The 20,995-nt window shown below is 60.9% G+C and carries 19 protein-coding genes; 6 read left to right on the top strand and 13 right to left on the bottom strand.

The features are described 5' to 3' along the window. Positions 1-23: 23 nt before the first annotated feature. From CCGE525_RS05000 to CCGE525_RS04990, 3 genes are all read right to left on the bottom strand, one after another. On the bottom strand, positions 24-269 hold the full coding sequence (locus tag CCGE525_RS05000; protein WP_120703322.1) for a DUF4170 domain-containing protein: 246 nt from the start codon (positions 267-269) through the stop codon (positions 24-26). Between the two features lie 61 nt (positions 270-330). Continuing rightward, the gene (locus CCGE525_RS04995) at positions 331-1,140 is read right to left on the bottom strand and encodes a 3'(2'),5'-bisphosphate nucleotidase CysQ (RefSeq protein ID WP_120703321.1); all 810 of its coding nucleotides are present in this window, start codon (positions 1,138-1,140) and stop codon (positions 331-333) included. 21 nt (positions 1,141-1,161) lie between these two features. Further along, positions 1,162-2,511 (bottom strand): TldD/PmbA family protein, encoded by a 1,350-nt coding sequence (locus CCGE525_RS04990; RefSeq protein ID WP_120703320.1) that lies wholly within the window; start codon positions 2,509-2,511, stop codon positions 1,162-1,164. 149 nt (positions 2,512-2,660) lie between these two features. Here CCGE525_RS04990 and CCGE525_RS04985 point away from each other — a divergent pair, with 149 nt between their 5' ends. Beyond that, positions 2,661-4,481, top strand: coding sequence for a monovalent cation:proton antiporter-2 (CPA2) family protein (locus CCGE525_RS04985; RefSeq protein ID WP_120703319.1), 1,821 nt, complete (start codon positions 2,661-2,663; stop codon positions 4,479-4,481). Here the strand turns inward: CCGE525_RS04985 and CCGE525_RS04980 are convergent. The 3 genes from CCGE525_RS04980 to CCGE525_RS04970 form a co-directional block, all read right to left on the bottom strand. Next, on the bottom strand, positions 4,478-5,344 hold the full coding sequence (locus CCGE525_RS04980; protein ID WP_120703318.1) for a patatin-like phospholipase family protein: 867 nt from the start codon (positions 5,342-5,344) through the stop codon (positions 4,478-4,480). The genes CCGE525_RS04985 and CCGE525_RS04980 overlap by 4 nt on opposite strands. A 121-nt stretch (positions 5,345-5,465) precedes the next feature. Continuing rightward, complete coding sequence (gene rsmD / locus CCGE525_RS04975) at positions 5,466-6,032, bottom strand: 16S rRNA (guanine(966)-N(2))-methyltransferase RsmD (RefSeq protein WP_120703317.1); 567 nt, start codon at positions 6,030-6,032, stop codon at positions 5,466-5,468. 6 nt (positions 6,033-6,038) lie between these two features. Next, complete coding sequence (locus tag CCGE525_RS04970) at positions 6,039-8,003, bottom strand: pseudouridine synthase (protein WP_120703316.1); 1,965 nt, start codon at positions 8,001-8,003, stop codon at positions 6,039-6,041. Positions 8,004-8,075: 72 nt separating this feature from the next. Here CCGE525_RS04970 and CCGE525_RS04965 point away from each other — a divergent pair, with 72 nt between their 5' ends. After that, positions 8,076-8,534 carry a nucleoside deaminase gene (locus CCGE525_RS04965; RefSeq protein WP_120703315.1) on the top strand — a complete coding sequence of 153 codons (459 nt, stop codon included), beginning with the start codon at positions 8,076-8,078 and terminating at the stop codon, positions 8,532-8,534. Positions 8,535-8,572: 38 nt separating this feature from the next. Here the strand turns inward: CCGE525_RS04965 and CCGE525_RS04960 are convergent, their stop codons facing one another. From CCGE525_RS04960 to CCGE525_RS04935, 6 genes are all read right to left on the bottom strand, one after another. Beyond that, the gene (locus CCGE525_RS04960) at positions 8,573-9,202 is read right to left on the bottom strand and encodes a hypothetical protein (protein ID WP_120703314.1); all 630 of its coding nucleotides are present in this window, start codon (positions 9,200-9,202) and stop codon (positions 8,573-8,575) included. A gap of 134 nt (positions 9,203-9,336) precedes the next feature. Then, positions 9,337-12,219, bottom strand: coding sequence for an isoleucine--tRNA ligase (gene ileS, locus CCGE525_RS04955; protein ID WP_120703313.1), 2,883 nt, complete (start codon positions 12,217-12,219; stop codon positions 9,337-9,339). Between the two features lie 296 nt (positions 12,220-12,515). Beyond that, positions 12,516-13,991: a monocarboxylate uptake permease MctP gene (gene mctP / locus CCGE525_RS04950; protein ID WP_120703312.1), complete on the bottom strand. Its 1,476-nt coding sequence runs from the start codon at positions 13,989-13,991 to the stop codon at positions 12,516-12,518. Beyond that, on the bottom strand, positions 13,981-14,178 hold the full coding sequence (locus CCGE525_RS04945; protein ID WP_120703311.1) for a DUF3311 domain-containing protein: 198 nt from the start codon (positions 14,176-14,178) through the stop codon (positions 13,981-13,983). Before CCGE525_RS04945 ends, mctP begins: the two co-directional genes overlap by 11 nt. A gap of 137 nt (positions 14,179-14,315) precedes the next feature. After that, positions 14,316-15,299 carry a bifunctional riboflavin kinase/FAD synthetase gene (locus tag CCGE525_RS04940; RefSeq protein WP_120703310.1) on the bottom strand — a complete coding sequence of 328 codons (984 nt, stop codon included), beginning with the start codon at positions 15,297-15,299 and terminating at the stop codon, positions 14,316-14,318. 15 nt (positions 15,300-15,314) lie between these two features. Next, positions 15,315-16,163 (bottom strand): TIGR01459 family HAD-type hydrolase, encoded by an 849-nt coding sequence (locus tag CCGE525_RS04935; protein ID WP_120703309.1) that lies wholly within the window; start codon positions 16,161-16,163, stop codon positions 15,315-15,317. A gap of 460 nt (positions 16,164-16,623) precedes the next feature. On the opposite strand from CCGE525_RS04935, the gene groES reads away from it, so the two are divergent. The 3 genes from groES to CCGE525_RS04920 all read left to right on the top strand — a co-directional run bounded on the left by groES (position 16,624) and on the right by CCGE525_RS04920 (position 19,570). Then, positions 16,624-16,920, top strand: coding sequence for a co-chaperone GroES (gene groES, locus CCGE525_RS04930; RefSeq protein WP_004109735.1), 297 nt, complete (start codon positions 16,624-16,626; stop codon positions 16,918-16,920). Between the two features lie 76 nt (positions 16,921-16,996). After that, positions 16,997-18,637 carry a chaperonin GroEL gene (gene groL, locus CCGE525_RS04925; protein ID WP_120703308.1) on the top strand — a complete coding sequence of 547 codons (1,641 nt, stop codon included), beginning with the start codon at positions 16,997-16,999 and terminating at the stop codon, positions 18,635-18,637. 426 nt (positions 18,638-19,063) lie between these two features. Continuing rightward, positions 19,064-19,570: a hypothetical protein gene (locus tag CCGE525_RS04920; RefSeq protein ID WP_120703307.1), complete on the top strand. Its 507-nt coding sequence runs from the start codon at positions 19,064-19,066 to the stop codon at positions 19,568-19,570. Between the two features lie 61 nt (positions 19,571-19,631). Here the strand turns inward: CCGE525_RS04920 and CCGE525_RS04915 are convergent, their stop codons facing one another. After that, positions 19,632-20,339, bottom strand: a complete 708-nt coding sequence (locus CCGE525_RS04915) for a glutathione binding-like protein (RefSeq protein ID WP_120703306.1) — start codon at positions 20,337-20,339, stop codon at positions 19,632-19,634. Positions 20,340-20,544: 205 nt separating this feature from the next. Here CCGE525_RS04915 and CCGE525_RS04910 point away from each other — a divergent pair, with 205 nt between their 5' ends. After that, the gene (locus CCGE525_RS04910) at positions 20,545-20,988 is read left to right on the top strand and encodes a DoxX family protein (RefSeq protein WP_120703305.1); all 444 of its coding nucleotides are present in this window, start codon (positions 20,545-20,547) and stop codon (positions 20,986-20,988) included. Positions 20,989-20,995 lie beyond the last annotated feature (7 nt).

Here is a 20,995-nt window from a genome sequence, read left to right as displayed (position 1 = left end):
GTTAAATGAAGCGGAACGCGGCTTCAGGAGGAAGCCTTGTCCTGCGGATCAAGCAAACGATGCAGGTGGACGATGAAATACCGCATGTGAGCGTTGTCGACGGTCTGCTGAGCCTTCGATTTCCAGGCGGTCAGCGCGCTCGCATAGTCGGGGTACATGCCGACAATGTCGAGTTCGTTCAGATTGCGGAACTGTACTTCCTCGAGATTTTCCAATTCCCCGCCGAATACGAGGTGCAAAAGCTGCTTTTTGCCGCTGGAGTTCGTCATTTTCGTCTCTTTCTGCTGTCGTCCCCCTCCGCTCTTCCTCTGAGGGATTTTGACCAAAAGGTCAACCGTTTCGTCTGTGGGAGAGTTGACGCAGGAATTCCGGCAATCGTGCAGCCGGCGCGCCGCAGAGTTCGCCATGCGAGACATCGGGGCGGTTATAGGTGAGCGGATGGCCTGAGAGATCGACAAGCGCGCCGCCCGCCCGTTCCAAAATGAGATCGGCGGCGGCGAGATCCCAGTCGTGGGAATTGCGCTTGACAATCGTCCCTTCCAGCCGGCCGTCAGCGACCATGGCAAGGCGAAGGGCGAGCGAAGGTACATGCTTCACCCGTTCGATCGTCTTGCGGAAATCCGCATCGAAGCTGTTCAGCATGTCCTCAGCGGTGGCAAGCCTGTGGATATCACGTTCCCGCCGGGCCGAAACCACGATCGGCTCACCGTTCTTCAGCGCCGGGCCGTCGGCCGTCGCAACGAACAATTCCTGCAGCGCCGGCGCATAAAGTACGCCCGCCGTCGGGCGCCCATCGGTCACCACGGCGACACTGACACACCACAGCTCGAGCCCCGACAGAAACCCGCGCGTGCCGTCGATCGGATCGACAACGAAGAGGGTCCCATGCGACAGCCGCTCGGCATCATCGTCGGTCTCTTCGGAAAGCCAGCCATAGTCCGGTCGTGCGGGACGCAGGATGGAGGCGAGCTTTTCGTTGGCTGCGAAATCGGCGGCGCTGACCGGGGAGCGGCCTTCGTTCTTCCACCAGACCTCGGGCGATTGCCGGAAGAAGCCGAGAGCAATTTCGCCGGCCTGGCGCGCTGCTTCAACGATCAATTCGAGATCGCTCCCTTGGCCAGCTACGTCCCTATCGCTCATTCCCAAATTCCAATCTCCGGCTCAGCGCCCAGCCAGCGTCATGCCTTCGATGGCGAGCGTCGGAGCCGCGACGCCGAAATCGCGGTCGATATCGTTTGCCGGCGTCACGCGCATGAACATCTCCTTGAGATTGGAGGCGATCGTCACCTCCGAAACCGGGAAAGTCAGTTCGCCATTTTCGATCCAGAAACCGGTAGCGCCGCGGCTGTATTCGCCGGTGATCATGTTGACGCCCTGGCCGATCAGCTCGGTGACGTAAAAGCCGTTGCCGACATTGCGGATCAGCTCCTCCGGGGAAATATCGCCTGGCTCCAGCGCCAGATTGGTGGCGGACGGAGAAACGGCCGTGCCGCCACGCGATCCGCGGCCGTTGGTCCTGAGACCGCCGATCTCGCGCGCTGTCGACGTGGACAGGAACCAATGCTTCAACACACCGTCCTCGATCATCACCAGCCGCTTGCCCGAGACACCTTCGCCGTCGAAGGGGCGCGAGGCGGGGCCGCGCACGATCAAGGGATCATCGGTGATCGACAGGCCGGCTTTCAGCACCTGCTCGCCCATTTTGTCTCGCAGGAAACTGGTTTTGCGTGCAACGGCTGCACCGTTGATGGCCCCGGCGATATGCCCGACGAAACCGCGTGCCACGCGCGGATCGAAAACGACAGTCACATCCTTGCCGGTCGGAACCTGACGCGGATTGAGGCGCTTGATCACCCGTTCGCCGGCACGGCGGCCAATATCCTCGGCTGCGTCCAGCTCGGCGAAATAGAGGCGGCTGTCGAAATCGTAATCCCGCTCCATGCCGGTGCCTTCGCCGGCGATGACGCTGACGGACCGGCTGAAGCGGGAGCCCATATAGTGACCGGCAAAACCATGTGAGGTGACGAGTACCATACCACCCATGCCGGCGGATGCGCCCGCGCCCGAAGAATTGCTGACGCCCGGGACGGCGAGCGCCGCCTCTTCCATCGCAAGGGCTGCCTCACGCAGTTGAACCGACGAAACCTCGGTCGGGTCGAAGAGTTCGAGGTCGGGATAGGTCTTGGCGAGATCGGCTTCATCGGCAAGGCAGGCGAACGGGTCTTCCGGAGAGACCTTGGCCATGGCAACGGCCCGCTCGGCCAGCGCCTGCAGATCGAAGCCGGGATTGGCCGAGACGTTGGCGACACGGTTGCCGATAAACACCCTCAGCGAAAAATCATCGCTTTCGGAGGATTCGGTACCCTCGACCTTGCCGAGGCGAACGCTGACGGATTGCGCCCGCGAGCGCACGACGACGGCATCAGCCGCATCCGCCCCGGCTTTCCGGGCGAGGTCGATCAATTGGCTGGCGCGGGAAAGCAGAGTGGCGGAATCGATTTCTGAGGACATGATTTAGCCTTTCCTTCGCGTTCCATTTATTGTGCACTACATAAAGCATCAAGGGCGGCTACGCCGATTCTTGTCCGAATGTCTTCACGCATGGTTGTTTCTGATGACTATGCGCTGCAACACCGCCTGCCCACAGAAAGAAACAGACGATGTCCGCGCCCAATGCCCTCTTTACCGAAACCCTGATGCTGCTCGGAGGCGCCGTCGTCACGGCGCCGATCTTCAAGAAATTGGGGCTCGGCACCGTTCTCGGCTATCTCGCCGCCGGCGTCGTCATCGGCCCGATACTGCACAGCATCGGCGATGGCGAATCCGTGCTTTCCGTCGCCGAACTCGGTGTCGTTTTCCTGCTGTTCATCATCGGACTGGAATTGAAGCCGTCGCGCCTGTGGCAGATGCGGCGTGACATTTTCGGCCTCGGCACGGCGCAGGTGATCTTGAGCGGATTGGCGCTGACGCTCGCTGCCGATCTCGCAGGCATTGCCGGCTGGCGCGGCAGCATTATCGTCGGCTTCGGCCTGGCGCTGTCTTCGACGGCGTTTGCCATGCAGATCCTGGAGCAGGAGGGCGACGTCAATACGAAATACGGGCAGCGTTCCTTCTCGATGCTGCTGTTGCAGGATCTCGCGATCGTGCCGCTGCTTGCCCTTGTCACGGTTCTTGGTGGACCGACGCAGGCTTCCAATCCGATTCTGGACCTCGCCATCGCCGTCGGCGCCGTCGCGGCGATGATCATTGCCGGGCGTTATCTGCTGACGCCGCTGTTCCAGGTCATCGCCCGGACCGGCGCACGTGAGGCTATGATCGCCGCCGCGCTGCTCGTCGTCATAGGATCGGCGACGTTGATGCAGCTTGCCGGCCTCTCCATGGCAATGGGGGCCTTTCTCTCCGGCGTGATGCTGGCCGAATCGTCCTATCGCCATGAGCTGGAGGCGGATATCGAGCCGTTCCGCGGCGTGCTGCTCGCCATCTTCTTCATCGCCGTCGGCCTGTCGCTGAAACTCGATGTCATTACCGACAACTGGATACTGATCGTGCTCGCCGTGCCGGTCGTCATGGTCATCAAGGGCGTGATCATCTATGCGCTCTGCCGCGTGACCGGCTCGTCGCATAACGACGCCATCCGCATTGCTTTCCTACTTCCCCAGGGCGGTGAATTCGGTTTCGTGCTGTTCGGCGCGGCCAGCGCCAGCGGCGGGCTCCTCTCCGCCAGCACGGCATCGCTGCTGATCGCGGTCGTAACGCTCTCCATGGCGCTGACTCCGCTTGGTGCGGCGCTTTCGAAGCGTCTGCTGACCGGCGATGCGCATGAGGAGCTTGAGGAGGATTTCGAGGGTGCGGGTTCCGACGTGCTGATGATCGGGTTCTCGCGTTTCGGCCAGATCGCCGCGCAAATCCTGCTTGCCGGCGGCCGCGACGTCACCGTTATCGACTTTTCCGCCGATCGTATCCGCCAGGCCTCCAACTTCGGCTTTCGCATTTATTTCGGCGACGGTACCCGCAAGGATGTGCTGCGCTCGGCCGGCATCGACCGCGCCAAGATCGTCGTTGTCTGTACGCATCTGCGCGAAATCACCGACAGGATCGTCGAGCTGGTGCAGACGGACTATCCGCACGCGCGCATCTTTGTCCGCTCCTACGACCGCATTCACTCGATTGAACTGCGCAACAAGGGTGTCGATTATGAGCTGCGCGAAACGCTGGAATCCGGCCTGCTGTTCGGGCGCCGCACTTTGGAAGCGCTCGGCATCAGCGAGATCGAAGCCTTCGAGATCGGCGAAGATATCCGCAAGCGCGACGAACAGCGGCTGGTGCTGCAGACAAGCGAAGGGCTGCAGGCCGGGCGCGATATGCTCTATTCACGGCCGGTCAAGCCGGAACCGCTGGTCAAGCCGAAGCGCGCCGCCGACATTTTCAGCGACGACGACGATCTCTCCGTCATGCCGGAGGAGGAGCCCGAACGGGCTTAATTCTTAGCCGTAATCACCCGATCGAGGGCGAATTTCAGCTCGTCCTTGACGCCTACGGACATAGCGAGGATATCGCGGGCCTTGAGAAAATCGAGCACGCCGGTGCGGCCGACGGACGGCCTCAGGAAGATTTGCGGTGCAAGCAACCGCAGCTTTAACGCGATATTGGACTGCATCGTCAGTTGCCCGGCGCCGAACAGGCTCTCGATGCGATTTGGAATATGGGCGCCGTCGCCTTCCGGTCCGCCAACGACGTCGATGCCGATGATGATGTCGGCAAGCCCGGCCAGATGCTCGTAGGGGACCGGATTCATGATGCCGCCGTCGATCATCACGCGGTCGCCGACCTTGACCGGCATGAAGACGGCGGGGATGGCGGCCGAGGCAGCAAGCACCGGGAAAAGCTCGCCTTTTTCGGTGACGACTTCGGCCTGATCGTAATAATCCGTCGTCACGACCTTCAGCGGGATTTGCAGCTCGGAGAAATCCTGCGGAAAGGTTGAAGGCATGAAAGCACGCAGGATGCGTTCGAGATTGAACTGTCCGATCCGGAAGCCGCGCATGTTCGCGGGCCTGAGGCTCCAGATCGTGTTCAACACAGCCGGACGGTTGCCGACCGTGGCGAGCGTATGATCACGGATTTCCGCGCCGCTCATGCCGGCTGCCATCGCCGCGCCCATGACAGCGCCGATGGAGGCGCCAGCGATCGCGACCGGGCGAATGCCGAGCTCGTCCAACGCTTCGATGATATGGATATGGGCAAGTCCACGCGCGCCGCCGCAACCGAAGGCGACCGCGACACTCGGCGTGCTGGATGTCGCGAGCGGATAATCGCTCCCAACAAAATCGGCATAATCGCCCATATTTCTCTTCCTCCGCCCAAAAGCGTGTCGCGATCTTTCAGATTCGCTCGTTGCGCTTTAGGCTTTTGATTTTGCGCATGTCGTGATCGCAAAACCGCTTCACACTTTTGCGCGACATGCTTTAGGCCTGCCGAGGTTGATAACGGAAGAAATGCATTTTGCTGTCGCCGAAAGTCCGCTCTTCAAGGAAAAGAAAATCCGGCGCGACAGCAACCGTGACGTCGGCGCGTTCCTCGAGGATAGCCAAGGCTCCCGGCACAAGCCAGCCGCCGGCTGCGGCCGCGGCGAAAGCCTTTTCGCCTAAGCCTTTACCATAGGGCGGATCGGCAAAGAGAAAATCGAAGGGCTCCAGATTGCCGACGCTGCCGAGGTCGGTGGCGTCGCGCCTCAGGATGCGCGTGCGACCATGCAGGCCGAGCGCATCGATATTTTCCCAAAGTAGGCCGCGGCCCTCGACGCTGCTTTCAACAAAAAGGACATGGCGGCAGCCGCGAGAGGCGGCTTCCAGGCCAACTGCTCCGGTGCCGGCAAAGACGTCCATCATCCGCGTGGCATCGATGGCCTCGGGATAGGCATGGCTCACTATATTGAACAGGCTCTCGCGCGTGCGGTCCGCCGTCGGACGAATGTCGTTCGACTTCGGCACCGCAAGCGACCGACCGCGAAACTCACCGCCGACGATCCGCACCGCGCATCAACCCCTTCCGCCCTTTGGGCCGCTCCTACCGGAACCACCGCGATTTGGGCCACCGCGGCCGGGACCGCCGGACGGGCGACCAGCGCCGCCTGACTTGCCCGAGAAACCGCGTGCCCCGCCGGGCTTTCCACCCGGCTTGCCGCCAAAGGACTTTCCACCCGGCTTCTTGCCGAAGGGCTTGCCCGCCGGGCGCTCGCCGTAGGAACGTTCGCCTTGTGGGCGGTCGTCGCGGGGACGTTCGGAACGTTGCTCGCCTTCGAAGGACCTCGCGCGCGGACGCTCATCTCCCTCGACGCGCGGCCGCCGGTCACCATACGGACGATCTCCACGGGGCTTTCCGCCGAAAGGCTTGTCGCCGCGCGGCGGACGATCACCGAATGGGCGGTCTCCACGCGGACGCTCGGAGCGGGCCTCGCCCTGGAAGGATTTCGCACGGGGGCGGTCGCCGCCTTCCGAGCGCGAGCCACGTTCGCCACGCGGACGATCGCTAAAGGCCCGATCGCCGCGAGGGCGGTCGCCAAACGGACGATCCCCCCGAGCGGGACGGTCGCCCTGCGGCCGATCTCCACGGGAGCGCTTGCGCTCGAAACCTTCGTCATCGCCACGAGACTTGCGCGGGGTCACCTCGCTTGAGCGGATCCATTCGCCGTCCGCCTCATCGACACGATTGACGCGAACACGTGGGCCTTCATCGGGGCGGTCAAATCCGCTGCGCGGCGGACGTGCGGTCTCGCCGCGCTTGGCAGCGGTCTTCGCATTCTTGGCAGCCTTCAGAGCAGCCTTTTCGCCGAGCGGTCTGGCACCGGGCGCCATCCAGACGTTGGCACTGCGACGCGGGGCGAGCGGCTGCCGCTTCGGACGGTCTTCTTCCCCATGGCGAGAGCTCTCCCGGCGGTCGTCCGCACGGCGGCCGCCTTCATGACGATCGTCGCGCTTGGTGTCGAGGCGGCTTAGGGCGCGCTCGCGCTTATCTTCGGGCCGTTCGCGGCGCGGGCGTTCCTCTTTCGCAGCGCGTGCCGGCTTGGCGTCTGCCTCATCGTCGGGGGCAGTGGCCGAAGTGTTATAGAGCGGCGCATCGAAATTCGCTTTGGCGTCTTCGACCAGGCGGGGGCCGAGCTGATCTCGCAGCGTGCGGCCGCGCACTTCCAGCACCCGACCTTCCGGCAGCTCGCCAAGCTGGAAGGGGCCATAGGAAATGCGGATCAGGCGATTGACCTCGAGGCCGAGGGCGCCCAGCACATTCTTGATTTCGCGGTTCTTGCCTTCGCGCAGGCCCATGGTGATCCAGACGTTCGACCCTTGCGTGCGGTCGAGCGTCGCCTCGATGGAGCCATAAAGCACGCCATCGACAGCAATGCCTTCCTTCAGCTTGTCCAAGGCTTCCTGATCGATCTCGCCATGGGCGCGCACGCGGTAGCGCCGCAGCCAGCCGGTGGTCGGCAGTTCCAGAACACGGGCAAGACCGCCGTCATTGGTCAGCAGCAGCAGGCCTTCGGTGTTGATGTCGAGACGGCCGATCGACATGACGCGCGGCAGCTCTTCCGGCAGATTGTCGAAGACTGTCGGACGTCCTTCGGGATCGGCATTAGTGGTCACCAGGCCCGCCGGCTTGTGGTAAAGCCAGAGGCGCGTGCGCTCGATGCCGCGGATCGGCACGCCGTCCACGTCGATCTTGTCGGTCAAAGTCACGTTGACGACCGGAGTATCCAGCAGCACGCCGTTGAGCTTTACGCGGCCATCCATGATCATGCGTTCGATGTCGCGGCGCGATGCTACGCCAGCGCGCGCCATCACCTTGGAAATGCGCTCGGCTTTTCCATCTCCGCCTTCTGTCTCTGCCGTCGCCTTGGCGGACGCAGCCTTCATCGGCTTTGCGTCGTCGCGTATCTTCGCCGGCTTCGTCTTGACGTCGCGGGTAAAGGGTTTGGACCCAGGCCGCTTGGGCTTGTCATTCATTGTCATTTGTTGTTTGCCTGAATTTTTAAGGCGTGTTCCTATCAGGTCACGCCCCCGCGGTTAAGTGGAAAATCTTAAATGGTGCATACAAATCACTTCATGGAGCTGGCGCTCGCCGAAGCGCGGGGCGCAAAAGCGCGTGGTGAAGTGCCTATCGGAGCCGTCCTCGTGCTCGGCAACACCGTCATCGCCAAGGCCGGCAATGGCACCCGTGAACTCAACGACGTCACCGCGCATGCCGAAATCACGGTAATCCGCATGGCGTGCGAGGCGCTCGGCCAAGAGCGGCTGACGGGCGCCGATCTCTATGTGACGCTGGAGCCATGCACCATGTGCGCGGCCGCCATCTCATTTGCCCGCATCCGCCGCCTTTACTACGGCGCGGAAGATCCGAAAGGTGGCGGGGTGGATAATGGCGTGCGCTTCTATCGCCAGCCGACCTGCCACCACGCCCCAGAGGTCTATTCGGGCATGGCCGAACAGGATGCAGCTGACATTCTCAGGGACTTCTTCCAGCAAAAGCGTATGGAAGACTAAAAAGCGGCGGATTTGACCGCCGCTTTATCAGAAAAGGCTTATTGGAACGGCTTCCACCAGCTACTGGTCTGCTGCGCGGCCTCGGCGTCCTTCTTGCGCTTCTTTTCCTTCTTGCTCTCCGGCGTGCCAAGATCGTTCAGCGCAGTCGGATCGGAGACCTGGCGGTATTGCTGCGGCGGATCAATCAGGTAGCGGCGCTGGTCAATATAGGTGCCGGCCTGATCCTGGCGTGCGGCGCGATAGGCGGCCGTCTGCTGCTGCTCGGTCACACGATTACGGCCGCTATCGGCCTGGGCGAGCGGCGAGCGATAGTTGACGTCGTTCTTATTCTGATCGGCTTCGTCGGCCAGGCGTTTACGCGCTTCTTCCGGTGATTCCACCCAGGCCGGATTATCCTTGCTTGCCAGCGACTGCTGCGGCGAAGTCAGGTCTTCCCTATTCTGTTGAGCGGGGAGAACCAGGCCGGGCCGGTTCGGATATTTTACACCCTTGTCTTTCGGCGTGGCGGCCGAAACGGACGCGATGTCGCTGAGATCGTCAAAGAGCTGCTCGCCGGCGGTCTTGTCCGTGCCGTAGCGCGGGCTGCTCATGCAGCCGGCCATCAGACCGCAGCCAACCACGAGTGCCGTCAAGCTGACGCCGACACGAACCCTATGCATCGCTCTCATGAATACCCTTCCCAGCCATGCCGGTACAACTATCGCAGAACCCCAATTCATGCCAACTGCCGCAAAAATCGGGCCATTTTCAGGCAGCTTTTACCGGATGAACGCAGCAAACGCAATTCATCCGGTAATTTTCTTCAGTTGATGGCCATCAATTCGCGCAGCGCCGCCGCATCACGCGCCGACACGTCGGGATATTCCGGATCGGAGCCGACGTCGGTGGTGATGCGCCATGAGCGGGCGCACTTACGGCCTTCTGCCAGTTTCGGCACGACACTCACCTTGGCGGCGTCATCCTGACGGAAGGCATTGGCCGGGCCTTCGCCACCACGGATGGTGATGTCGGAGGTGATGCAGATTTCTGCAAAATCCTGGCCTTCCAGCACCTTCAGAAGCTCCGGATCGGCGATGTAGACAACCGGCGCGGCTTCCAGCGAGGAGCCAATACGCTTGTCCTTGCGCTCGATTTCCAAGGCGCCGGTGACGACGCTGCGCACCGCACGGATCTTCTTCCATTTCTCGGCCAGGATCTCGTTCTTCCATTCGGCGGGAACGGCGGGAAACTGTTCAAGATGCACGGAAACCGCGGTCGGGTTGCGCGACAACCAGGCTTCTTCGGTCGTGAAAGGCAGCATCGGCGCCAGCCAGGTCACCATGCAATCGAAGATCATGCGGATGACGGCGAGCGACGAGCGGCGGCGCAGGCTCGACGGAGCATCGCAGTAGAGCGCATCCTTACGGACGTCGAAGTAGAAGGCCGACAGCTCGACATTGGCGAAATCGATAAGGGCGCGGGCAATGCGCTTGAAATCGAAGGCATCGTAGCTTTCGCGCGCCAGCTCGTCGAGTTCGGCGAGACGATGCAGCATCAGCTGTTCCAGCTCAGGCATGTCGGCATAGGCAATCACCTCGCCCTTGTCATGCGCCAGGGTGCCGAGCATCCAGCGGATTGTGTTGCGCAGCTTACGATAGGCATCGACATTGGTCTGGATGATGGCCTTGCCGAGGCGCTGGTCTTCCCAATAATCCGTGGTCATGACCCAGAGGCGCAGGATATCGGCGCCGGCATCCTTCATCACGTCCTGAGGGGCAACGACGTTGCCCTTGGACTTCGACATCTTCTCGCCCTTCTCATCCATGGTGAAGCCATGGGTGATAACGGCATTATAGGGCGCGCGGCCGCGTGTGGCGGCGCTTTCGAGCAGCGACGAGTGGAACCAGCCGCGGTGCTGATCCGAGCCTTCGAGATAGACGTCTGCCGGCCATTTCAGGTCCGGACGGTCTTCCAGCGTGAAGGTGTGCGTCGAGCCCGAATCGAACCAGACATCGAGGATATCCATGATCTGCTTCCAAGGCTCATTGGCCTTTTCGCCAAGGAAACGTTCACGCGCGCCTTCGGCGAACCAGGCATCGGCGCCTTCCTTCTCGAAGGCTTCGAGAATGCGGGCGTCGACACCGTCGTCCTGCAGGATCTGGCCCTCTTCATCGACGAAGATGCAGATCGGCACGCCCCAGGCGCGCTGGCGCGACAGAACCCAGTCCGGGCGCTGTTCGATCATGGCGCGCAAGCGGTTCTGACCGGCGCCGGGCACGAAGCGCGTATCGTCGATCGCCTTCAGGGCGCGCGAACGCAGCGTCGAGCCATCAGCGAAGTCCTTGTCCATGTACACGAACCACTGCGGCGTATTGCGGAAGATGACCGGCTTCTTCGAGCGCCAGGAATGCGGATAGGAATGCTTGAGCCGGCCGCGGGCGAAGAGGGTGTTCGTCTCGATCAGGGCCTTGGTGACGATCTCGTTCGCATTGCCCTTCTTGCCGTTGTCATCCATGACGCGGCCGCCCTCGAAGCCGGGGGCATCGGCGGTATAGAAGCCGGCGTCATCAACAGGGAACGGGATACGGGTCGAGATCCCACGCGCTTCGATCAGGCGGGAATGGGTCGTCCAGGCGTCAAAGTCCTCGCGGCCGTGGCTCGGTGCGGTGTGCACGAAACCGGTGCCGGCATCATCGGTCACATGATCGCCGTCCAGCAACGGGACCTTGAAGTCGTAGCCGAGCGAAGCCAGCGGATGGGCGCAGGTGATAGCAGCCAAATCGTCGGCCGTCACGTCGCGCAGGCGCTTGTACTGCAGCTTCGCCTTGGCAAAGGATTCCTCGGCAAGCTTGTCGGCGAAGATCAGCTTTTCGCCCGGACGCGGGCCGAAATCATTGGCGGCTTCCGTCACTTCGTAAAGACCGTAGGAAACCCGCGATGAATAGGAGACCGCCCGGTTGCCGGGGATCGTCCAGGGCGTCGTGGTCCAGATGACGACGAAGGCATCGGCGAGCGCGGCTGGACCTTCGACGACGGGGAACTTTACCCAGATCATGTCGCTCTCGACATCGGCATATTCGACTTCAGCTTCCGCCAGCGCCGTGCGCTCGACAACCGACCACATGATCGGCTTGGAGCCGCGATAGAGCTGGCCGCTGCGGGCGATCTTCAAGAGTTCGCCGGCGATGCGGGATTCCGCATGGAAATTCATCGTCAGATAGGGATTGTCGAAATCGCCCGTGATGCCGAGGCGCTTGAACTCCTCGGACTGGATCTTGATCCAGCCGGCGGCGAAGTCACGGCATTCCTGACGGAATTCGTTGACCGGAACCTCGTCCTTGTTCTTGCCCTTCTCGCGGTACTTTTCCTCGATCTTCCATTCGATCGGCAGACCGTGGCAGTCCCAGCCCGGAACGTAATTGCTGTCATAGCCGCGCATCTGGAACGAGCGGGTGATGACGTCCTTCAGGATCTTGTTCAGCGCGTGTCCGATGTGGATGTTGCCGTTGGCATAGGGCGGGCCGTCATGCAGCACGAATTTTTCACGGCCGGCGGCGGAAGCACGCAGCTTCTTGTAGAGGTTCATCTCCTGCCAGCGCTTGACCAGCTCCGGCTCCTTCTGCGGCAGGCCAGCGCGCATCGGAAAGTCGGTCTCGGGCAGGTAAAGAGTTTTCGAATAGTCGATCTTTTCAGCGGTATCGGTCATTGTTCTGACAATTGCCTCGGCGTTTCGGGCGTTTCGCGCCGGAAAGGCGCAGCCATATAGGGATTTTTCGGCGGCGGAAAGCGCCTCGGGAACAGGCGCCAAAAACCCGGACCTTCCGGCAGCTTAAAGCGCGCGGAAGGCCGGGCCAATAATTCGTATCGATGGGCTCAGCCGAAATTGGGTCATGGTTGGCGGTTCATAGGCGCTTTTTGCATGGAAAGGAAGAGGGATCAGCCGCCGCAAGGCACAGAAAAGCCGCGGACGTTTCCGCCCGCAGCCGATCGGAGGCGGTCTAATCAGGCCCGTGCCGTGGCTCGTGCCGGCGTGACGACGTTGACGATCACGGCGGCAACGATATTGGCGATAAGCGCCAGCAGGCCGATGTAGACCGTAAACGGCGTTCCTCCGAGGCTGATGGCCTGCAACGGCTTCAGGCCATTGATCCAGACAAGGTAGGTGCCGCCAAAGAAGCCAACGACCCAGCCGGCTAGCAGGCCAGGCCCACGGAACCAGTTGGAATAGAGGCCGAAAACCAGCGCCGGCAGCGTCTGCATGATCCAGATGCCGCCTAGCAACTGCAGATCGAGCGCGAACTGCGTCGGCAGAAACAGAATGACGAGCAGCGCGCCGATCTTGACGATGAGCGACGTCACCTTGGCCACTTTGGCCTCGCCTGCCTCGGTGACCTGCGGGTTGATATAGGCTTTCCAAAAGTTGCGGGTAAAGAGATTGGCCGCGCCGATGCTCATCACCGCCGCAGGAACCAGCGCGCCGATCGCAATCGCCGCGAAGGCGAAGCCGGCAAACCAGCCCGAGAACAGCGTCTGGAAAAGCGCCGGCACGACATCATTGGCGCTTTCGAGTTTCAGGCCGGCGGCATGGCCCATATAGCCGAGCAGTGCCAGCAGGCCGAGCAGCAGCGTATAGGCCGGCAGCAAGGCGGCATTCTTGCGAATGGTTCTGCCGCTGTTGGAGGCAAAAATGCCCGTCAATGTATGCGGATACATGAAGGCTGCCAAAGCCGAGCCGAGCGCCAGGGTCGCATAGGCGACGTACTGGTTGCCAGCCAGCAGCAGACTGCCTGATCCCTTGGCCTTGAATGCAGCATCGGCTGCGGCGAACACATTGGCGTAGCCGCCCAGCTTCGCGGGGATGAGTGCGATCGCGGCAATCACCACGATATAGATCATGATGTCCTTGACGAAAGCGATCAATGCCGGCGCGCGAAGGCCCGCCGAATAGGTGTAGAGCGCCAGGATGATAAAGGAGGCGGCGAGCGGGATCTCGCCATGAAGTCCCAGGGCTTTGAACACTGCCGTCATGCCGACAAGCTGCAGCGCGATGTAGGGCATGGTCGCGATAACGCCGGTGATCGCCACGGCCAATTCGAGGGCACGAGAGCCGTATTGGCCGTGTACGACATCGCCCGCCGTGACGTAGCCGTTGTCCTTTGCGCGCTTCCAGAGAACCGGCATTACCATGAAGACGAAGGGATAGACGATGATCGTATAGGGCAGAGCAAAGAAGCCGTAGGCGCCGACCGAGTAGACCAGGGCGGGAACGGCAATCACTGTGTAGGCGGTGTAGAAGTCGCCACCGACGAGGAACCAGGTAATCCAGGTGCCGAAGCTACGTCCCCCTAGGCCCCATTCGTCGATGCGGGCAAGGGTCTTCGGCCTGCGCCAGCGCGCGGCGATAAAACCCATGACGGTGACAAGCACGAAAAAGAAGATGAAGACGGCAAGCGCGGTCGGGTCGATCTCAGTCGTCATTGCGCATGCTCCGATAGGCGATCCAGGTAAGGAAAGCGGTGATCGGCACCCAGGCGAGCTGATACCAATAGAAGAAAGGGAAGCCCAGAAGGACCGGGTCGTGGTGGTTATAGAAGGGAACCCAGAGCAAGCCGATATAGGGAATGACGAGCAGCCAGCAAGCCGCCGTTCCAAAGCCTTTATCCATTTCGTGCGCCTTTCGGAGATCGGGCGCGGCGACTCCGCACCTCATCACCTATAAGAAGTAGCTCATCTGGTAGTCGGCTCAAGCCAAAAAGATGCTGCAGTGCGGCACGTCCTCTCCGCACAACTCCTTGAGCGATATCAGGAAAAGGCGATAAACAGGTCGATGTCCCCGAGCGGCCGCACACCGGCGAGCAGTGCCCTCGCCTCCTCCCCATCCTGCCTGATCTGCGCCACCAACGGTTCGAGGCCGTCGAACTTCAACTCGGGCCGGAGGTAGCCGAAAAAGGAGACAGAGCAGATCTGACCGTAGAGATCGCCGCTGAAGTCGAAAACGAAGGTTTCGAGCAGCGGCGCGCCGTTGTCCGTCACTGTCGGACGCCGGCCATAGCTGGCGACGGCATCGCGAATGACGCCATCGGCGCCGCGGAACCGCACGGCGTAGATACCGGCCTTCAACTCTGTTTCCGGCGGCAGCTGCATGTTGGCGGTCGGGAAGCCGAGCGAGCGGCCGAGTTTTTCACCACCGATCACTTCCGCCTCGACGGTGTAGCGATAGCCGAGCAGACCCGCCGCCTCCGCCACCTCGCCTTCGACGAGCAGTTCCCGGATGCGGCTCGACGAGACCACATCGGCATTCTCGTCACGGTAGGCATCGATCAAGGTTACGCCGAAACCGTTTTTGCTGCCGGCGTTCATGAGAAAGGCCGGACCACCCTGGCGGTCATGCCCGAAATGGAAATTGAAGCCGGTGACGACTTCGGAAGCATGGAGCCAGTCGATCAGAATCGAATGGACGAATTCATCGGCGGAGCGCTGCGAGAAGGTCCGGTCGAAGGGATATTCTATGACGGCGTTGAACCCGATCGCTTCCAGGATGCGCGCCTTCAGCGGCGCCGGTGTCAGGCGGAAAACCGGGTGATCGGGCTTGAAGACGGTCCGCGGATGCGGCTCGAAAGTCAAGACCAGCGCCGGTATGCCGCGCTCCTTTGCGATCTCCAGCGCACGATCGAGCACGGATTGATGACCGCGATGCATGCCGTCGAAATTGCCGATGGCGATAACCCCGCCTTTCAGATTGTCCGGCAGCGGTTCGCGGGTCTCATTGCGATGGAAAACGGTCATCGGCTACCACTCCCCTCAGGCAAGTCGCGGCATCCACCACTTCGGCGACGCCTGCTCGCGCGCCAGAAAGGCGCCGAGCGCTGCCTCGTCGGTGTGACCCTCGACGACATATTCGCGGGCATGGATACCATGGCTGATATAAAGAAGATCGAGGCCGTAATCGAGGGCGCCACGCACATCGGTCGGCATGCCGTCCCCGATCGCCAGCACCCGCGACAGCGGGAATTCGCCGCGCACGTCGCGGGCAGCGGCGATCGAGGCTTCGTAGATCGGCTGATGCGGTTTGCCCGCTATCCGTGTCTCGCCGCCGAGCCGGTCGTAATAAGCGGCCATAGCGCCGGCGCAAGGGATCATGCGGTGGCCACGCTCGACAACGAGATCGGGATTGGCGCAGATCAGCGGCACCTTACGGGCCGACCAGGCAGTCAGCATGTCGGTATAGTCATCGGGCGTTTCGGTCTCGTCATCGAAGAAGCCGGTGCAGACGATGCTTTCGGCCTCTTCGGCCTCGACACGCACGACATCCAACCCCTCGATGATGGCGATGTCGCGTTCGGGACCAAGCAGAAACACCTTCTTCGGGCCTTCGGCTATCAGGCGGCGGGTGACGTCGCCGGAGGTGACGATGCGGTCATAGGCGCTGTCGGGAACGCCGATCTGGCGCAATTGCTCGACCACTTTCGGTGCGATGCGGGGAGAATTGGTGATGAGGACGACGGTCAGTCCTTCGCCGCGTGCAGCTTCCAGCGCGACCGACGCTTCCTTATAGGCGGAGACGCCGTTGTGCAGGACGCCCCAGACATCGCAGAGCGCGACATCATAATGTCCGCCGATCTCGCGAAAGCTTTCGATACGCTTGCCCATGCCGTCCTCGCATTCAAAGAAATCAGCGGGTGACATCGCAAACCGGCCGGCAAATTACAAGAGCGCGGCAAAAGGTTTTTGCGCCGCACAAGGCCCCGGCGACAGGTCGGCGCCGAACCGGGCGGCCGGTAAAGCCGGGCAGCCGAGAGAGGCAGGATCGGGGCCAACATTTTAACTGGCGATCGAGCCAAGATGTCTTGTCCGGCAGTTCACCGGGCAAATTGGATGAGCTTCAGCAGCACTATAGCAAGATACACACCGTAACAGGCGTGACCGGCGCCGTTAATCATCTGCGGAACGAGCCGATGCGCGCCGTAAAAAATTCACCGTGCTGTTCTTGACTCATCCGGAAGCCACCCCTAAATCACCGTCGCTAGCACTCGCCGAGGCGGAGTGCTAACAAAGCCCCATACGGATCCCCCGCTGATCCGTGAATGTCATTTGATCGAGGGATTAGACAATGGCAAGCACCAATTTCCGCCCCCTTCATGACCGTGTCGTCGTTCGTCGCGTCGAGTCGGAAGAAAAGACCAAGGGTGGCATCATCATTCCCGACACCGCCAAGGAAAAGCCGCAGGAAGGCGAAATCGTCGCCGTCGGCTCTGGCGCCCGCGATGAATCCGGCAAGGTCGTAGCACTCGACGTCAAGGTTGGCGATCGCGTTCTGTTCGGCAAGTGGTCCGGCACCGAAGTCAAGCTCAACGGCGAAGACCTTCTGATCATGAAGGAAGCCGACATCATGGGCATCATCGGCTAATCCGGCCGGTTCCTCTTTTTTCCGATAAAGCTGACGGGCCATAAACCCGGACAACGCGAATTCAGGAGTTCAAACAATGGCAGCTAAAGAAGTAAAATTCGGCCGCAGCGCCCGCGAAAAGATGCTTCGTGGCGTCGACATCCTCGCTGACGCAGTGAAGGTCACGCTCGGCCCGAAGGGTCGTAACGTCGTCATCGACAAGTCCTTCGGCGCTCCGCGCATCACCAAGGACGGCGTAACCGTCGCCAAGGAAATCGAACTCGAAGACAAGTTCGAAAACATGGGCGCACAGATGGTCCGCGAAGTTGCTTCGAAGACCAACGACATCGCCGGCGACGGCACGACGACTGCAACCGTTCTCGCCCAGGCCATCGTTCGCGAAGGCGCCAAGGCAGTTGCTGCCGGCATGAACCCGATGGATCTGAAGCGCGGCATCGACCTCGCCGTTGCCGAAGTCGTCAAGGATCTCCAGGCCAAGGCCAAGAAGATCAACACCTCGGAAGAAGTTGCACAGGTCGGCACGATCTCCGCAAACGGCGAAAAGCAGATCGGTCTCGATATTGCTGAAGCCATGCAGAAGGTTGGCAACGAAGGCGTCATCACGGTTGAAGAAGCCAAGACCGCCGAAACCGAACTCGAAGTCGTCGAAGGCATGCAGTTCGACCGTGGCTATCTCAGCCCCTACTTCGTGACCAACCCGGAAAAGATGATTGCCGACCTCGAAGACGCCTTCATCCTCTTGCACGAGAAGAAGCTCTCCAACCTGCAGGCGATGCTGCCGGTTCTCGAAGCCGTCGTTCAGACTGGCAAGCCGCTCCTCATCATCGCTGAAGACGTCGAAGGCGAAGCTCTTGCAACGCTCGTCGTCAACAAGCTGCGCGGCGGTCTCAAGATCGCTGCCGTCAAGGCTCCGGGCTTCGGCGATCGCCGCAAGGCCATGCTGGAAGACATCGCCATCCTGACGGGCGGCACTGTCATCTCCGAAGACCTCGGCATCAAGCTCGAGTCCGTTACCCTCGACATGCTCGGCCGTTCCAAGAAGGTTTCGATCTCCAAGGAAAACACCACGATCGTCGACGGCGCTGGCGCCAAGTCTGACATCGAAGGCCGCGTAGCTCAGATCAAGGCTCAGATCGAAGAAACCTCTTCCGACTACGACCGCGAAAAGCTGCAGGAACGTCTTGCCAAGCTCGCCGGCGGCGTTGCCGTCATCCGCGTTGGCGGCTCGACCGAAGTCGAAGTCAAGGAAAAGAAGGACCGCATCGACGACGCTCTCAACGCGACGCGCGCTGCTGTTCAGGAAGGCATCGTACCGGGCGGCGGCACGGCTCTGCTGCGTTCTTCCGTCAAGATCACCGCAAAGGGTGAAAACGACGATCAGGAAGCCGGCATCAACATCATCCGTCGCGCTCTGCAGGCTCCTTGCCGCCAGATCGCTGAAAACGCTGGTGATGAAGCCTCCATCGTTGTCGGCAAGATCCTCGACAAGAACGAAGACAACTGGGGCTACAACGCTCAGACGGGCGTCTATGGCGACATGATCACCATGGGCATCGTCGACCCGGTCAAGGTCGTTCGCACGGCTCTGCAGGACGCAGCTTCGGTTGCTTCGCTGCTGATCACCACCGAAGCCATGATCGCCGAGCTGCCGAAGAAGGATGCCCCGGCTGGTATGCCGGGCGGCATGGGCGGCATGGGTGGTATGGACATGATGTGATAAGGCATCAGCCTTATTGCGATTGTTCATTCCGACATCCGGAATTGACGAAGGGCGGCTCTCGGGCCGCCCTTTTCGTTTGCGCTGAACCTGCTGCAGGGCAAGGTTTAAAAGATTTTACAACGGTGCAATTTTAAGCAAATTGCCCCATTGCCGTTTTCAGAAAAGCTCCTATAAATCGCAGCGCAATGATTTTCGAGGGATTGTTGCAGAGTTCATAAATTTTACTTGTTTTCGACACGCATTACCTGCGGCCAAATATTTTCATAACCTTTTTGATAGATAGCTTGCGTAGATTCATTACTTGACGTGACTTGATACATTGAATTGACGATCCGGAAGCACGCCCGGTGTGGAGGGGGTGGCGAAGATGTGGCTTCGCCGGTCCGCCGCTGTGCAATATGCGGAGCGATGCTCCGTCCAATAATGCATGGAATTCGATTGAAGCGCGCGCAGGGGAACCCGCGCCTCAAGCTGGGGGATATCTTGTTCAAGATCGCCAAAGCCAATCTTGCCGCACCTTTCGCTCCAGGGTCACTGGAGTTGGGTGGGCATGATCCTGATCTGCTGGCGCAGTTCTGCGTCTCCGAAGGATGGACCGGCGATTTATCAAGCGGCGTCATCAAGCTTGGTCAGTGGAGCACCATGCTGCACGGGTTGACCTCGTCGGAATGCGGCCTGTTGAGCCTGATGCATTGCTACGACGCCCATGACCGCGCCCGCATCCTCGACCTGTTCGAGCAGGCCGCAACCGCGTCTTCGTCTTTCTGCTACTCCACGACCGCGCTTGGCGTCGGCGGGCATCGCCAACCGATCTTCTGCGTCGGCGAATCGATCGGCGCGGAGGGAAAACACGCCGGCAGCATGGTGGGCATGTTCGTGTTTCCGCGTTTCAAGCTCGAGCCGGGCAGCCAGTTAGCGAGCCGGCAATAGCGCCCTGAACGCAAAAGGCCGATCCTTTCGGACCGGCCTTGCATCGCGCGCAGGCTCGATATCAATCCCGCTTCGGAATATTCAGCCCGCGCTGGCTCGCCGGGCGGGCAATGGCACGGTCGAGCCAATCCATGACCGAGGGGAAGCTTGCGAAATCGAGAACCTCCCGACCGCCATAAAAGACGTCGACGCCCCGGACCCACGGGAAGGTGGCGATGTCGGCGATGGTGTATTCGTCGCCCATAATCCACTGCCGGCCCTTCAGGCGGCTTTCCAGGATGCTCAACAGGCGCTTGCTCTCATCGCGATAGCGCTCCACCGGGTAGGAGTTGTTGGCAACCTTGTCGGCGGCAAATTTGAAGAAGTGGCCGAACTGCCCGAACATCGGGCCGATGCCGGCCATCTGGAAGAATACCCACTGCAATGTCTCGTAGCGCCCGGCAGCGTCCTTGGGCATCAGCTTACCGGTCTTTTCGGCGAGATAGACGAGAATAGCGCCGGATTCGAACAGGCCGATCGGCTTGCTGTCGGGGCTGTTGGGATCGATGATCGCCGGGATGCGGCCGTTCGGGTTCAGCGAGACGAATTCCGACGACTTCTGGTCGTTCGTGCCGAAGGAAACCAGATGTGCCTCATAGGGAAGGCCGAGTTCTTCGAGGGCGATCGAAATCTTGACGCCATTCGGCGTCGGCAGCGAATAGAGCTGGATGACATCCGGATTGCTGGCGGGCCAGCGCTTGGTAATTGGGAAAGAGGACAGATCGGCCATCGGGCTTCCTTCTGAAGATCATGATTTGGCGAATAAATTCGCGCCAAGATAGCCGATATGGAGCGTATGGGAAGAGCGCCGCCTGCGAGAGATTGTTCAGCAATTGTGAACTAATTGTGTGCAGTTGTTTATCTTTCCAATCTCAGCAAAATCGCGAATAAACGGTTTCAGGAATTGTTACCCACCACATTCACTGGAGACCGCCATGTCCAACACCAATAACATCATCATCCTCGTCGCACGCATCCTGCTCGCTTTCATGTTCATCTTCGCCGGCTTCGGCAAGCTCACCGATCCGGCTGGCACCGCAGGCATGATCGCAGGCGCCGGCATGCCAGCTGCCACGCTTCTCACCTACCTCGCCGGCACCTTCGAATTCGTCACCGGCGTCTGCGTCCTGCTCGGCTTCCAGATCCGCATCGTCGGCTGGCTGCTCGCACTGTTCTGTGTCTTCACCGGTGTCGTCTTCCATCTGCCGACCGTCAACGTTCCGGATTTCCCGGCTGCCGCCAATGGCTGGATCAACGGCCTGAACTTCGTCAACTTCCTGAAGAACGTCACTCTCGCCGGCGCCTACGTCATGCTCGCCACCAACGGCCCGGGCGTCTACTCGCTCGATGCACGCCGCGGTGCCTACGCAGCCGCGTAATTGCCCC

This window comes from Rhizobium jaguaris (assembly GCF_003627755.1).
In the GTDB taxonomy this organism is placed as follows: Bacteria; Pseudomonadota; Alphaproteobacteria; order Rhizobiales; family Rhizobiaceae; genus Rhizobium; species Rhizobium jaguaris.
The sequence above is the reverse complement of the archived record's forward strand: the minus strand, read 5'-3'. Positions and strand labels throughout refer to the sequence as shown.